This window comes from Deinococcus betulae, from assembly GCF_020166395.1.
Taxonomy (GTDB): domain Bacteria; phylum Deinococcota; class Deinococci; order Deinococcales; family Deinococcaceae; genus Deinococcus; species Deinococcus betulae.
Genome location: NZ_JAIQXU010000026.1, coordinates 12,735 through 26,470, shown reverse-complemented (window position 1 = coordinate 26,470; position 13,736 = coordinate 12,735). Strand labels below are relative to the sequence as shown.

General features: G+C 71.1%; 11 protein-coding genes. 2 read left to right on the top strand and 9 right to left on the bottom strand.

The window, feature by feature from the left end; all coding sequences use genetic code 11:
- Positions 1-15: 15 nt before the first annotated feature.
- The 3 genes from K7W42_RS17140 to K7W42_RS17130 form a co-directional block, all read right to left on the bottom strand.
- Positions 16-615, bottom strand: a complete 600-nt coding sequence (locus tag K7W42_RS17140) for a single-stranded DNA-binding protein (protein WP_157461256.1) — start codon at positions 613-615, stop codon at positions 16-18.
- A 135-nt stretch (positions 616-750) separates the two neighbouring features.
- Positions 751-3,141, bottom strand: coding sequence for a penicillin acylase family protein (locus K7W42_RS17135; protein WP_224576105.1), 2,391 nt, complete (start codon positions 3,139-3,141; stop codon positions 751-753).
- A gap of 153 nt (positions 3,142-3,294) precedes the next feature.
- Positions 3,295-3,672, bottom strand: a complete 378-nt coding sequence (locus tag K7W42_RS17130; RefSeq protein ID WP_157461258.1) for a hypothetical protein — start codon at positions 3,670-3,672, stop codon at positions 3,295-3,297.
- A gap of 555 nt (positions 3,673-4,227) precedes the next feature.
- Between K7W42_RS17130 and K7W42_RS17125 the strand changes: the two genes are divergently transcribed.
- Entirely contained in the window at positions 4,228-5,136 is a 909-nt protein-coding gene (locus K7W42_RS17125; RefSeq protein ID WP_224576104.1) for a hypothetical protein, read from the top strand.
- Between the two features lie 133 nt (positions 5,137-5,269).
- Here K7W42_RS17125 and K7W42_RS17120 read toward each other — a convergent pair whose 3' ends face one another.
- Complete coding sequence (locus K7W42_RS17120; protein WP_224576101.1) at positions 5,270-6,793, bottom strand: hypothetical protein; 1,524 nt, start codon at positions 6,791-6,793, stop codon at positions 5,270-5,272.
- A 315-nt stretch (positions 6,794-7,108) separates the two neighbouring features.
- Between K7W42_RS17120 and K7W42_RS17115 the strand changes: the two genes are divergently transcribed.
- On the top strand, positions 7,109-8,251 hold the full coding sequence (locus tag K7W42_RS17115) for an MFS transporter (RefSeq protein ID WP_224576100.1): 1,143 nt from the start codon (positions 7,109-7,111) through the stop codon (positions 8,249-8,251).
- Between the two features lie 334 nt (positions 8,252-8,585).
- Here the strand turns inward: K7W42_RS17115 and K7W42_RS17110 are convergent, their stop codons facing one another.
- From K7W42_RS17110 to K7W42_RS17090, 5 genes are all read right to left on the bottom strand, one after another.
- Positions 8,586-9,431, bottom strand: a complete 846-nt coding sequence (locus K7W42_RS17110; RefSeq protein ID WP_224576098.1) for a 4-(cytidine 5'-diphospho)-2-C-methyl-D-erythritol kinase — start codon at positions 9,429-9,431, stop codon at positions 8,586-8,588.
- Positions 9,428-10,114, bottom strand: coding sequence for a 2-C-methyl-D-erythritol 4-phosphate cytidylyltransferase (gene ispD / locus K7W42_RS17105; protein WP_224576096.1), 687 nt, complete (start codon positions 10,112-10,114; stop codon positions 9,428-9,430). The genes K7W42_RS17110 and ispD overlap by 4 nt, the downstream gene beginning before the upstream one ends.
- 115 nt (positions 10,115-10,229) lie before the next feature.
- Complete coding sequence (locus K7W42_RS17100) at positions 10,230-10,799, bottom strand: UbiX family flavin prenyltransferase (protein ID WP_224576094.1); 570 nt, start codon at positions 10,797-10,799, stop codon at positions 10,230-10,232.
- The gene (locus K7W42_RS17095; protein ID WP_224576092.1) at positions 10,796-12,883 is read right to left on the bottom strand and encodes a hypothetical protein; all 2,088 of its coding nucleotides are present in this window, start codon (positions 12,881-12,883) and stop codon (positions 10,796-10,798) included. The genes K7W42_RS17100 and K7W42_RS17095 overlap by 4 nt, the downstream gene beginning before the upstream one ends.
- A complete protein-coding gene (locus tag K7W42_RS17090) occupies positions 12,880-13,467 on the bottom strand; it encodes a glycerol-3-phosphate acyltransferase (RefSeq protein ID WP_224576090.1) in 588 nt (195 codons plus the stop codon). The genes K7W42_RS17095 and K7W42_RS17090 overlap by 4 nt, the downstream gene beginning before the upstream one ends.
- Between the last annotated feature and the right edge of the window lie 269 nt (positions 13,468-13,736).

The window sequence follows — 13,736 nt, the reverse complement described above, 5'->3', positions numbered from 1 at the left end:
AGGACTCAGGCGCCCCTAGCCTTTGAGCAGCGTCTGCAGTTCCTTGTAGATGGCGCGGCTTTCGTCCAGGGTCTCGCCGTACCCGCGCATCAGGATGCGGGCGGCGTCTCCGCCCCGGCCCGCCACCTTCAGCTGCTCCAGTAAGTCTTCAATGTGGCGCCGGGCCTTGTCCATCTGGGGATCGCGCGGCGGCTCTTTGGGCAGGGGGCGGCTGGCCGGCGCCTGGGGCGCGGGGGTCTCGGCTTCCAGTTCGGCGGTGTTGGCCCCGTCTTCGGGGTCGTATTCCACCCACACCGCCTCGCTGCTGGGCTGCACGCCGTAGCTACGGGCCAGGTCGGCCAGGGCGGCCAATTTGGCATCGGCCAGGGTGTGCCCGGTGGCCAGGCCTTCGCGGGTGGCGCCCAGCACGCCCAGGCGGGCGCGCACGATGGGCGGCGTCACATGGTCGCAGGCCCAGGTCAGGCTCCAGCCGGGGTCAATGGCGTCCAGCTGCGCCGACAGCACAGCCAGATCGGGGGTCAGGGTCACGCGCGCCTGGTCGCCGCGCACACTTAGGGTGGCCCAGGCGGTCATGCTGGCGCGCAGCGCGTCGCGCACGCGGGAAGGTTCAGCCATGTCCGGCAGTCTACCGAGTTCAGGCACTCGCAGCGGAAACGGAGCCGTTGCGGTGGCCTTTCGGAAACGCGAACTGTGAGCCGCGAGGGCCTGTGTTTGCGCCCTGCCCGGTTGGTCTGGGGTAAACGCAACGTCTCAGGGAACGCTTGACCCCGCTGTGGGCTGCAGCGTCAGGGTGCGCGCCTGGCCCCAGTCCTGCGGGCGGGTGCTCATGGGCAGGTACTCACCGGCAATCCAGCGCTTCATCTGGTCGTCGGCGTGCGGAGCCAGCGGACTGCCCGCTTGCCCCAGGCTGCCGATATACAGGCTGCGGTCAGGGTCACTCAGGTCCACAATCTGGCGGTAGCTGGGGCCGTGCGTCTGGCGGAAGGTGCCGTGCTCGGGGCGCGCCACATTCACGGTGTTCGTGCCGCCGGGGGTCGGCGCCGAGTGGTTAAACAGCCAGGCCAGGGCGCTCACCTTGCCAAAGGCGCGGTGATTGCTGGCCACCTGATGCAGCCGGCCGTAGGTCCAGCGGGTCATATCCGGCCCCAGGCGCTCCCGCAGGTCAGTCAGGGCCGCCGTCAGGGTGCGGGTCAGCAGAGAGGCGCAGTCGCCCTGACCCTGCACGGCGCACAGCTCGCCGTCCCCACGCAACTGATTCAGGACCGAGAGGCTGTTCATGACGGTCTCGTCGTTCAGTTCGTCGCGGGCCATCTCGCGCAGCCCCATCATCCAGGCTTCAAACAGCAGGCTGGGCACGCTCTCTACCGTCTGCTGGCCGTCCCAGCCGTGCAGCGCCTCAAGGGCGCGCCGGGCTTCATCGTCCGCAGGGCGCGCGGCCAGCAGCAGCGGCCTGAAGTCCGGCCACATGGGACTGAGCGTGTCGGTCTGGGTGGCCTGCACGTCGGCCACGCTGAGTTTGGGTTTAGCCTCAAGCAGCGCGGTGATGCGCGCGGCGCGGTACGGCTCGGACCAGTTGCGGGCATTGCCCAGTGCGTAGGGGAAGCCCGGCGGGGTCACCTGGTTGTTGGCCGTGACCACCAGGTTGTCTTTGGGGTTGTACACATGCGGGAGCTGCTCGAAAGGAATGAAGCCCTGCCACTCGCGCGAGCCGTCTCCGCTGACCGGCAGGCTGCCGTCCCAGCCCCGGCGGATGGGCACGCGGCCCGGCGCATAGTACCCGGTGTTGCCGTCTACATCGGCGTAGACAAAGCTCTGGCTGGGGGCCACGTACCGGGACAATGCGCGGGTAAAGTCCGGCCAGTTCTGCGCGTAATTGAGGCCCAGAAAGGCGTCCATCGTGGTGTCGCCTGCCGCCAGCGCCGTCCACTTCAGGGCCACGCGCGGCCCCAGCCCCTCGGCGCCGGCGCCGCTGACCACCGGGCCGTGGGCACTCTCGCGCACCATCAGGGTCACGTCCGGCTGGCCCTTGACCCGAATGACCTCGGTGCGGGTGCGGAAGGTCGCGTCTTCGGGTTCCAGGTACAGGTCCTGCACGTCGGGGTTCACGTTGGTCACGCCCCAGGCCACCCGCTCGTTGCGCCCAATCACGATGGCGGGCAGGCCCGGAATGCTGGCCCCGATGGCGTTGAGCCCGCCGCCCTGAAGGTCGGCCAGATACCACAGCATCGGGGCAGTCAGGGCCAGGTGAGGGTCGTCGGCCAGAATGGGCTTGCCGCTCTCGGTGCGGGCGCCGCCCACTACCCAGTCGTTGCTGCCCTTGCCCGGCACGGCCTGCAGGCCCAGCGTGCGTGCGGCGGCCAGGTGGGCCCGTAACTCGGCCAGCGCGCCCGGCGGCACCGCCTGGGAGGGGAGACGGCTCGCTGGCTGGGCGGCCTGCGGCGGCAGTTCATCGGCGCTGAGGATGGTCGGCGCCCCGGCCGGATACGGGGCCATCACCGCGTCCAGGCCGCCCTCGCCCAGCCGCTCCACCACCCGCGTGCCCAGCACCTCTTCTTCGTAGTTGCCGCCCAGGTCAAAGGCCATCAGCTTGCTCCACGACAGGCTGTCCACCTCCTGCCAGGGCTCCGGGCGGTAGCCCAGAATCCGGAACTCCGGGGCCACCTTGCCCTGGGCCTGCGCCGCATTGACCCCTGCCGTGTAGGCGCGGATCAGGCGGCGGGTGCGGTCTTCCAGGGCCGGCAGTGCCGACAGGGCCGCGCGCTGAAAGCCCCAGGTGCGCAGGAAGCGGTCCTGGCCCAGTGCGGCTTCGCCCAGCACCTCCGAGAGGCGGCCCTGGGCCACCCGGCGCTGAAAATCCATCTGCCAGGCGCGGTCTTGCCAGTGCACGAAGCCCAGCGCAAATACCGCGTCCTCATCGGTCTGCGCGCGAATGTGCGGCACGCCCCAGGCGTCGCGCGTGACCTGCACGCTCTGGCCCAGCCCGGCGGCCGTCAGGGCGCCCGCCGTGCGCGGCTCTGAGGTCAGGCGCAGCCAGCTGTAGCCGCCCGCTCCGGCGGCCCCCAGCACCAACGCGGTCCCCAGCAGCCCGGTGGCCACCCGGCGGCCCCACCCCCCACGCCTCTTGCCCTGTGTGGTCTTCATGTGATGTCCGCCCAGCATAGCGGATGGGGCCGTCTATCGCGTACTTGGCGGCAAAGAGCCGCTCTGTTCTTCAGGCTGAACCGTCTGCATTTGGCCCAAGGCAGTGTGCCCGGCGTCCAGTTCAGGAACGCCGGGCACACCCAAGGACCGACCTTAGAACTCTTCTTCAATCAGGGCGGTGTTCGCCTCCACACAGCGCTCGTGTAGCGGCAGGCGCTCGGCCAGCATCAGCAGGGCGTGGGCGTCGGTGTGCGACAGCCCCGAGCGGAAGGCCGCCGCGACCGGCGTGGTCAGGCAGGGCTGCGGCTCGGGCAGAGTGCAGTCCAGCACGCAGAATTCAAAGGCGGTGTCGTCGGGGCGCGACATCTGCCGGGTCACGGCGGCGCCGTAGCCATTGGCAAAGCGGAACACCAGCAGTTCGGCGCCGGGAAGGGTATGGCGCTCAGGCAGCGCGGTGACCTGGGGAAAGTTGGCCACCGGCACAAACAGCAGCGGATTGACGGTAAAGCCCGTCTGGTCATGCAGCGTCATGAATCAGAAGCCTCCTTTCAGAAGCGAAAAGCGCAGTGCGCCGTTCCTTGTACGCCACGCAATCTTGCGCGCCGGACCTGACATGCCCCTTACGGCAGCTGACTTCAAGGTCACCAGGGCAAGTGGACCAAGGAAGGGGCCATAGAGGATGGGCTGGATGTAAGGAGAAATGCCGCCTGGGACGCTGGCGATGGCAGCCCCGATCAACCGCCCCATGAGATTCAGCCCTCATGCAGCAGGGTTGGAGGCCCACCCACACGGCCCGGCGCGGTGAGAACCTGCCTCATCCTCCAGCCTCGGCCCTGAGTTAACGGCATAAGAGAGCCCCGCTCCCACTCGGCCTTTTGACCGTGCCCAGATGAAGCCGCTGTGACGTGGCCCTGAGCCCGGTGAGCCGGCGCTGGCGCCGCCCTGAGAAAAGGCCAGGTGCCCCCTTGAGCCTGCCCGCAGAGAAAGCGCAGGTCGCGGCGGCAGGGTGAAAGGCAGGAACAGGCGCCGCGCCGCCGTTCACTTTTTCTCAGGGTGCCCGACGCGGCCCCGTCCCAGAGGTGTGACATGCGAACTTTCCCTTCTTCTGCCCGCTCGGTTCTGGCCCTGCTTACTCTGAGTCTGCTCGCTGGCCCGACCCTGGCCCAGAGTGGCGAACCCGTGTTGCCTAACCTGAATCTCCCAGCGACCCAGACCATCCCCGCACCGCCAGCACCGACGGCACCTGCACAGACACCGACCAACCCGGCGACCACTGAGCCGGCGGAGCCAGCCACCGAGCCGGCCCCCGCCACAGACACGGCGCCTGCAACCGAGGTGGCGCCCACCACTGCCCCGGCTGAGGCCACCCCCGCCGAAGCCGAAGCTGCCCCGGAGAGCAGCGCTCCCGCCAGCTTGCCTGCTGCGGGCAGCGTAAAGGTCCCAGTGCTGAGCGGCGAGGAGGTGCTGAAAACCGTGCCCACCGTGCTGGGTGAGGCGCTAATTTACGCGGCGGGGACTGAAGACGCCCTGGCCCGCACCGCCGAAGCGCTGGCAGCTGAAGGGTATACGCCTGCGCAGAACGAGCCAGCAGGCACCGGGACCACCGCAACCGCCCTACGCCTTCAGAAAGATGACCAGACCTACGAGCTGAGCACCAGAACCCAGTTTGGGCTGACCGTCGTGGCCCTGTCGCGCGTGATGGACACCGCTGCCGGGGCGGCTGCAGCTGAAGAAGAGGCGGTCCCAGCTGAAGACACCGCTGCCGAGGACACCCCAGCGTCTGCTGAAGACCCAGCCACTGAATCTGAGACGCCGGCCACCGACACTTCTGAGACCGGGGAACCCGCCACGGACTCTGAAGACCCGGCCACCGAATCCACAGAGCCAGCGGCGCCTGAAACAGCCCCGGACGGCACCGTCGCGCCCGAGCCGGCAGCCCCTGACCCCGCCACGCCAGGCACCCAGGCTCCAGTCACGCCGCCCTCACAGCCGTAAAACCACCCTCACGCTGATCTTCAGGTCTGCCGGCCCCCACCGGCAGGCCCTTTTCTAGCCGCCAGTTCCCACTTCTGGCCCTGCCCAGCAGCCCTTGCCCACCACGGTGGCGGGGGCTGCTGGCTGTGTTCTTTTATGGTCTGGCCACGTTCTGGGCACGGTCGTGCAGGTACACCTCTAGGTTGGTGTAGCCGGCGCGCCCCAGTCGGGCCAGTGACAGGGTGGTGGTGTTACCGTCCGCTGCCGCCGCCGGATTCAGGCCGCTGGCGCGCTCCCAGCTGTCAGGCATGCCGTCGCCGTCGGTGTCGGCTGGCGCTGGGGGCGGCGCCGTGAAATCCAGTCGCAGTGCGTCGCCCGCCGGGTTGGTGTCCTGAGGTGCCGGGTCAAACGTTCGTGCCGCCACGTGGGCCATCAGGCGGCGGTCCATCGGGTCGCGGGGCAGCGCGCCCACGTCGCGCGCCAGGAGGGTCAGCAACTCGTCTGCTGGGTGGTAGGTGATGGCCGGAAAGGGGTGCCGGGCCGGGGCGGCAAAGGGGGGCGGCGTCTGGGCAAAGGGCAGGCCCCCTGTCTGTGCCGCCTCGGCAAAGTCGTTGCAGCAGTACACCAGCCCAAAGTCGCGCTGTGCCGGAAACAGGTTGACCCGGTTGCCGGACAGAAACAGCCGGGTGGGCGTGCTGGCCGGCAGGTAGCCTTCCTCGGGTCGCCCCGCCCCTTCCAGCGTGAACATGCCGTGGTTAAAGCGGCTGGGCTGCGCGTAAAAGAGGTTACCCACTGCGTTCAGGCGGTAGTACAGCGGCTGCGAAGCGTAGCCTCCGGCCTCGGCATTCACCCGCGCGGTCTGACTGAGACTGACCGGGCGGCTGGGGTCGTACATCACGTTGTTGGACAGCTCGTAGTCGGCTGCTGTGCCGCTGGCGCTGGGGTTCTCGCGGCTGAACTCGGGCAAGCGGCCCACGATACGGTTCCAGAGGTTGTGGTGAAGAGACAGGCGGGTCAGGGGAAAGCCGCGCCCCGGATCGGTGTAATTGAGCAGCATCCCGCCAAATTCAGCGTGGTCACCCACCGTCTCGGCAAACAGGCTGCGCTGCACCGTGATGTCGCTGGAAAAGGAGATCTGCACGGCCTCGTCCGAGGCGTTGCCCACCGATACGTGGTCAATGATGCCCAGTTTGGCGCGGTGCAGGCGCAGGCCGTCGTCCCCTATCCCGGCGGGGCGCAGGCGCAGATGACGCACGATGAAGTTGCGCGGTGTGACGGGAGGCAACGGGCAGCCGTCGGCCTCGCACACCGTCTCGCCTTCAATCAGCAGGCCGCGCAGGATGACCCCGCCCGGCGAGGTTTGGCCCGCCACCGTCACGTCGGGCTGCGTCAGCACCGGCACGCCCTGGATCACGCCGCTGACCCGGAAAACGATGGTGCGCGGTCCCTTCTGGTCCAGCGCCGCTTGCAGCGACCCCGGCCCCGACGCTGCCAGGGTGGTCACGGCCAGCACGCGCCCGCCCCGACCGCCACTGGCGCCCGCCCCAAAGCCCTCGGCCCCCGGAAAGGCGGGCAGGGCGGCCTGGCTCTGACGGGCCAGCGCGGCGCCTGCGGGGTGCCCCGGCAGCGCCGACGCCATGAGCAGCGCGAGCATTCCGAACAGCCGTCCTCTGTGCATGCTGGGCCTCCCCTCGTGGTCCGAACTGCTCCGGAGCATAGGGGGCGCGGCCTTGCAGAAGTCTGAAAAGCGGAAATGGACAAGGGTGAGGCGGAGCGTCAAGGCACGCCGAACGGGCCCACGAATTGGGGAAGGCGGCTGGCCCTGTCGGCAGAACTGGTGCAAAACGGAATGGGCAGTCACCTCCTGGCTACTTTGAACAGGCTTGTTTTTACAGGCTGGCGGAGGCACGCCCCAGGCCTGAAGAGCTTTGCCGCTGGTCTCCTAGGCTCCTGTGGCGTTTTTCCTTCACCTTCCCCGGATACAATCGGCGCGATGCTCTGGCAGCGGCCCCTGACCATGCTGCGGCTGCTGGCCCTGCTCGCCCTGAGCGAAACGGTGCGCGCCGCGTTTTTTGTGGCGGCGCTGCCCATTGGCGGGCCCGCACTGGGCCTGAGCGCCGCCGTGATTGGCGTGATGGCCGGGGCACACTACCTGGCCGACGCCCTGATGCGTGGCCCGGCCGGCGCGCTGGTGGCGCGAGCTGGCCTGGGGCCAACCCTGCTGGCGGGCAGCGTGCTGGGCCTGCTGACCCTGTGGCTGACCCGCACCCTGCCGTCGCCCCTGGGGGGGGTGCTGGCCTGCGCCGTGTGGGGGGCCGGCAGCGCGGCGCTGTGGCCCGCCGTCATGAGCGCCTCGCAGGCGCTGGCCCGGCCAGAGCGCACCGCCCGCGCCCTGACGGTGACCAACCTGACCGCTGTGCCCGCCGTGCTGGTCGGCGCCCTGGCGGCTGGCCCCCTCATGCAGGGCTGGCCGGAGGCCGTCTGGACGGGGCTGCTGCTCCTTCAGGGCGCAGCGGCGGCGCTGGCCCTGAGCCTGTGGCGCACCTCTTTGCCGCTGCGCACCGCGCCTGCCCCCTGGCGAGAGTGGCGGGGTGTGGCGGCGCTGCTGCCCACGGCCTTTGTGCAGACATTGGCGCCAGGCTTGCTGGTCACGACCCTGTATCCCATGCTGAGTTTTCTGGGCCTGCGCCTGGGGGACCTGCTGCTGCCGGGCGCGCTGACCGGCGTGCTGATCGGCGTCAGCGCCGCGTGGTTGGGCCGCCACGCCGACCGCGACCACCCAGGGCGGGCGCTGCTGCCAGGCCTGGCCCTGCTCAGCGCCGGGTTTTTCCTGGCAGCGCTGACGGGCGCCCAGTTTCTGTGGCTGCTGGCGGCGGTGGCGGGTGTGGGTTTCGGCGCCTTTCTGACCGGCTGGAACGGTCTGGTGGCGCGCACCCTGCCGCAGGGCCAGCGCGCCGCCGCCTGGGGGGCCGTCATGACCGCCGAGGCGCTGGGCGCAGCCGCCGGTCCCATGCTGGGCGGCGCGGCCTGGCAGGTCTGGGGCGTGGGCGGCGTCTTCGCGCTGGGGGGCGCGGCCTTTGCTGGGGCGCTGCTGTATGCGGTTCGCCGCCCAGCGGGCAAAGTTGCGGCGTCCTGAGCGAGAGGGGTGCTGGCCTCCAGTCCATAGGGGCCACTGGGCGCAGGTACGTTGCCCCGTCTCTGCGTCTACCACGGCGCTGAGGCTTGCCCGAATGCGCCGCTTGTCAGCCCTCTGTGTCTTTTGCTCAAGAGAAGCAGACGGCGGCATTCCGGTGCGCCTGCACCTCTTCTAGTCCACAGAGGCGCTGTCGGTGGCGCGCACTCCGCTACGGCTTAACAAGGCTGCTTGCTTGAGACTGGATGGCCTGCCTTCATCCAGCTGTGAGCCTGAGATGTCAGCGGCCACAGAGGCTCTGAAGGCCTCACCGCGCAAGATGGAAGCCTTGTGGTTTTTACAGCGTGCAGGCCGCCGTGACCCACCAGTCTGGATACACCCGGCTCAGCGCCTGCACCGCTTCGTGCGCTTGGTCATCATTCTGGGCCAGGGCAAAGCAGGTGCCGCCCGAGCCGCTCATCAGGGGCGAGTGCAGGCCAGCCCCTTCCAGAGCGCGCAGCGCGGCCCGGATCGGCGCGTGACGGGCCGCCACCGGGTCTTGCAGGGCGTTGAAATACGGCACCGGGCGCCCGTTGGACAGCGCCGCCACGATGGCTTCGATATCCAGGGCGCCACTAAAGTCTTCCTCGGCGTCCAGCCAGATATAAGCGTCGCGGGCACTGACCTCGACCCCTGGGTTCAACAGCACCAGCGCGGTGCGCGGCACCGGCGTGGGGGAGAGCACCTCGCCAATCCCGGCGGCGGTGGCGGCGCGCCCCAGCAGGAAAAACGGCACGTCGGCGCCCAGGCCCCGGGCCAGGGTCGCCAGGTTCACGCCCGATGGATACAGCCGCGCCAGCGCCATCAGCGTGGTCGCCGCGTCGCTGCTGCCGCCCCCCAGCCCCGAGGCCAGCGGCAGCCGCTTGTGAAGCGTGATGGCCGCGCCGCCCGTCACCCCCGCCGCCTGCAGATACGCCTGCGCCGCGCGGTATACCAAGTTGCGCTCGTCGGTCGGCAGGTCGGCGCCAGTGACCGTCAGGCTGAGGGTCTCGGCGCCCCGGACCTCCAGGTCGTCCCCGACATTCAGCGGCACCATCAGGGAATGCAGGTCGTGGTAGCCGTCGGCGCGCAGGGCGCGCACGCTCAGGCCTAGATTGACCTTCGCCGGGGCGAAGTACGTGACCGGCGCGGCGTCAGGCGTCATACCCCCTCAGCATTCCATATCTGGGCGTCCCACACCGGGGCCAGCGCCTGGGCCAGCGCCAGGTCGCCTGGGGTGGTCACCTTGAACAGCCGCGCGTCGCCGGGCACCAGGGCCACCGCCTGCCCCAGCCGCGCCAGTAGCCCCGCGTCGTCGGTGGCCGCGTAGCCGTCGCTCAGGGCCGCCTCGTGGGCGGCGAGCAACGCCAGGCGCCGGAAGGCCTGCGGCGTCTGCACGGCCCACAGGCCCTCACGTGGGGTGAGGGTGCCCCAGTGCGGGGGTGCGGCGGCCCCTGGGTGGGCGGCCTGCACCAGCGTATCGGCCACCGGCAGGGCTGCGGTGGCGGCGCCTGTGGTCTGCACCGCAGCCAGCAGCGCCAGAACCACGCCCGGCGGCAGGAAAGGCCGCGCCGCGTCGTGAATCAGCACGGTGTCGGCGTCGGTGGCGCGTAGCAGGGCCAGCACAGTGGCCTGCCGGGTGGCGCTGCCCACCACGGCGCGGGCGGGAACATCGGCAGGCAACTCTTCGCCGGGGGGCAGCGCCACGAGCACCTCGGCCACATGCGGCGCCAGGGCCGCGGCGCTGCGGGCCAGCAGGGTGCGGCCTCCCACCTTGACCAGCGCTTTGGGCCCCAGCCCCAGCCGGGTGCCGGACCCGGCCGCCGGAATCAGGGCCGCGACTTTCATCCCATCTCCGGCGAAAAGGAAACGGGGCGCAGTTCGGGACCTGGACTTGCAAAGCGCCGCACGGGTGGACCTTCCGGCGCTTTCCCAGCGGCGACGCAACTGGACGCACGCCGGCTCACGCGTGCCCGTCCTCACGCCAGCGGCGAAAGCCGGGCACGTCCAGCCCGAACTGGTCCAGCACCCGCGCGGTGACGAAATGCAGCAGGTCGTCGACCGTGTCGGGCGCGTGATAAAAGCCAGGACTGGCGCTCATCACGGTCGCGCCGGCGTCAAAGGCGGCCAGCAGGTTAACGAGCATCGGCCGCGGCAGGGGGTCCTCGCGCACCACCAGCACCAGGGTGCGGCGCTCCTTGAGGGTGACGTGTGCCGCGCGGGTCAGCAGCGTGTCGGCAAACCCGTGGGCCACTTTGGCCAGGGTGCCCGCGCTGCACGGCAGCAGCAGCATGCCGTCGGTGCGGAACGACCCGCTGGCCACGCTGGCCGCCAGGTCGCGGTCGTCGTGAACATGCGCCGCCAGCGCCGTCAGGTCGGGGAGCTGCGGCCCGGCCCCCTCGGCGGTCATCACCCGCTTGGCCCCGCTGCTGACAACCAGGTGGGTCTCGACCTCCAGATGGTGAAGGGCGCGCAGGGCTGCCAGGGCGTAGGGCATGCCGCTGCCCCCGGAGACACCGACGACCAGCCTCACGCCGCCGCCTCGCGGCGCAGGCGGCGGCCGTGACGCACCTCGGCGGCGATAAAGGCCAGCAGATTCAGGCTGTAGGTCAGCACCAGGCCGGTCACCAGGGCGGTCTGGGTGGTGGGCAGCGTGAGGGCCGGCAGACTGGGGGTCAGAATCAGACCGCTGCTGACACTCAGCGCCGCCACCAGCGCGCCCCAGGCCAGCAGCAGCATGCTGCCCCAGGGGCTATCCAGCAGGGCCGAGCCGGGCAGCAGCAGCCCCAGCGCGCGGTAGATCAGGGGCCGCGCCTGTGCGGGCGCCAGCGCCGAGGTCGGCAGCAGCAGCGCCAGCGCCAGCAGCCCCGAGAGCAGCGCCGCGCCCAGCAGCGCCAGGCCCAGGCGCGGCGACCCGGCAGGCGAGTCGTCCAGCAGGGTCAGCGGCCGGCTTAGCCCGGCGCGCAGGGTCACGCTCAGGTCGCCGGTCACGGCGCGGGTCAGGCGGCGCTGGTCGGGATAGCACAGCCGGGGCGTGCCGGGGCGGTAGGCCCGCTGAAAGGCAGCCTCGGGTGTGCCCGGATTGAGCCCCAGATTAAAGGCGGCGGCTTCCAGGTCCGGGCGGGCGGCCAGGGCGGCGCGGTACAGTTCGCGTGCCTGGGGCTCATCGCCGCGCGTCTGGGCAATCACGCCCAGGTTGTTGCGCGCGCAGGCGTCGGCCCCGGCGCGGGTGTACTGCTCGCGGGCCAGGGCGTCCTCGCCGTCCAGCTGGGCGCTCAGGCCCGCCAGCAGCGCGGCGTCGGGGCCGGGGCGCAGCGGCAGATTGGCCAGCTGCGTGCCGCCCCAGCCGCCGCCGTAGGTGCCGCCCGTCAGAGCCGGCGACTGGAGCCCGGCGCCCGCCACATTCACCCATTGCAGCCCCCCCGTCACTGCCAGCAGGGCCGCCGCCAGCAGCACCAGGGTCAGGCGTTCGGGCAGCGTGGCGTAGGCCACGAAGACCCGCCGGGCGCGGGACAGGGGATGGCGCAGCCACGACCGGTAACGGCCCCCCAGGGCGCGGGTGTCCTGGCCCTGGGCACGCCACGCCCGCACCGCGACGGCCAGCAGCCCGGCCAGCAGGGCCGCGCCCAGGGCCAGCATGGCCAGCCGGGCCGCGTCGCGCACGCCGCCCAGGCCCTCTGGGCCCAGGTTGTACAGCGTGCCGGCGCGCAGCGAGCGCGAGAACTGCCGCCACTCGCCGGCCTCGCCGTCGCGGCCCTGGTCCTGCAGGGCCTGGGCGTAGCGGGCGTACAGGGCGGTGCCGCCTTCAAAGCGCGGGTGCAGTTCGCGCAGGTAGGCCATCCAGACGGCGGCCCGCGCCAGGCGCCGCTGGTCCAGCAGGGTCGCCACGTACCCGCTGGGGTTGCCGTAGGCCCCCAGCGCCCCCCGGCTAACGGCAATGGCCGGGTCCACGCCGCGCGCCGCCGCGTCCCGCCGCGCGCGGTCCAGGGCCAGGTCGGCCGCCGCCGGAAACCCCGCGCCGTCCAGCCGCGCGGCCAGCGCCACCCACGCTGGGAAAGGCAGGGTGACGCTCAGGGCGCGCCGCACAGCGCTCAGGGCCGCGTAAGCGTCGGCTCGGGCGGCCTCGGCTTCGCGCACCGCCAGAAAGGGATTGAGAGGATCGGCGGCGGCTGCGCGCCCCAGTTCCCCAGGAAGCACGGCGTCGGCGGCGCGGGCCAGCCAGCCGGTGACCTCGGGGTCAGGCGGAAAGACCACGCGCTCCTGCACGCTCAGGGCCGGGGTGATCTCCAGGGTGAGGCGCTCGGTCAGGTCGCCCAGTTCGGTGCTGACCCGCACCACGCCCCCCGAGCCGTCCAGCGAGGTCACGGTTCCGGGCAGGTCGGCGCGGCCCGCCACCACGCCGCCGGCGCCCAGGTCGTACACGACCGGCCCCACCCCCAGCAGCACGCGCGAGCCCAGTTCGAGGGGGCCAGTCAGCGGCCCCAGGGCGTCTGGAAAGGTGCGCTCCCAGCGGCCCGCCGGGTTGTCCACGCGCAGGGTGCGGCCGTCCAGGGTGGCTTCGGCGCCCGCGCTGCCCAGCGCAGAGGCGAGAAGGGTCAGCCCAAGCCACCTCTTCATGCGCCCTCGGCCTGGTTGCCGCGCGCGACCAGCTGGGCGCTGCGAACCGCCATGACCACGCCGCCCGCCAGCAGTTCCCACAGGCCACCAGAGCGCGTGGCCAGCAGCAGGCCCACCGGCACGGCCACCAGGGTGGCGGCCGGCACCGCGTTCAGCTTCAGGCGGGCCTGCAGGGTGGCGCGGTACAGCGGGATAAACAGCAGCGCGGTGCCCAGCGTGCCCAGCAGCGTCACCGGGGCCAGCACCAGCAGCGCCCCCAGCAGCGGCGCGATGCCCCCGCCGCCCCGAAAGCGGAAAAACACCGGGTAACAGTGGCCGGCCACCACGGCCGCCATCGCCAGCCAGCCCCAGTCGGGCGCCATGGCGCGGGCCAGGCCACCGGCCAGCGCGCCTTTGAGGACGTCACCCGCCGTGACCAGAACGGCCGCCTGCCGCCCAAACTGACGGTAGGTGCCGCTGCCGCCCGGCAGGTCGCGCTCCCGGATATCCGCGCCGCGCGCGCGCGAATACAGCACCCCCGAGACCAGCGAACCCAGCAGATACGCAGCGAGGGCGACGAGCACGGGCGCGGCGGACGGCGGCATATGGGCGGCATTCTAGCGGCCCTGGGTGAGCCCGAAGGCGGCGCTGCCGTGTGCAGGCTATGCCTATCAACTGCCAGGGGGCGCAGCCAGTCGAGGCTGAGCGAGTTCTTCGGGGCACATCTGACTGCGCAGGCGGCTCTACCAGGCCACTTGCCTTTGAGCGACCCAGATGCAAGGAGCGGACCAGCAGCTCTCGCCCTGGCTAAGCCGGGGAGAGCCCTTGTTGCGGACATGGTGGATGAAACGCGGCAAAACCTGTTCTAAGGGAG

Bases quoted from the DNA above. Each gene is read 5' to 3' on its own strand.
- K7W42_RS17140 (WP_157461256.1), bottom strand. From the start codon at position 615: ATGGCTGAACCTTCCCGCGTGCGCGACGCGCTGCGCGCCAGCATGACC.
- K7W42_RS17135 (WP_224576105.1), bottom strand. From the start codon at position 3,141: ATGAAGACCACACAGGGCAAGAGGCGTGGGGGGTGGGGCCGCCGGGTG.
- K7W42_RS17130 (WP_157461258.1), bottom strand. From the start codon at position 3,672: ATGACGCTGCATGACCAGACGGGCTTTACCGTCAATCCGCTGCTGTTT.
- K7W42_RS17125 (WP_224576104.1), top strand. From the start codon at position 4,228: ATGCGAACTTTCCCTTCTTCTGCCCGCTCGGTTCTGGCCCTGCTTACT.
- K7W42_RS17120 (WP_224576101.1), bottom strand. From the start codon at position 6,793: ATGCACAGAGGACGGCTGTTCGGAATGCTCGCGCTGCTCATGGCGTCG.
- K7W42_RS17115 (WP_224576100.1), top strand. From the start codon at position 7,109: ATGCTCTGGCAGCGGCCCCTGACCATGCTGCGGCTGCTGGCCCTGCTC.
- K7W42_RS17110 (WP_224576098.1), bottom strand. From the start codon at position 9,431: ATGACGCCTGACGCCGCGCCGGTCACGTACTTCGCCCCGGCGAAGGTC.
- ispD (WP_224576096.1), bottom strand. From the start codon at position 10,114: ATGAAAGTCGCGGCCCTGATTCCGGCGGCCGGGTCCGGCACCCGGCTG.
- K7W42_RS17095 (WP_224576092.1), bottom strand. From the start codon at position 12,883: ATGAAGAGGTGGCTTGGGCTGACCCTTCTCGCCTCTGCGCTGGGCAGC.
- K7W42_RS17090 (WP_224576090.1), bottom strand. From the start codon at position 13,467: ATGCCGCCGTCCGCCGCGCCCGTGCTCGTCGCCCTCGCTGCGTATCTG.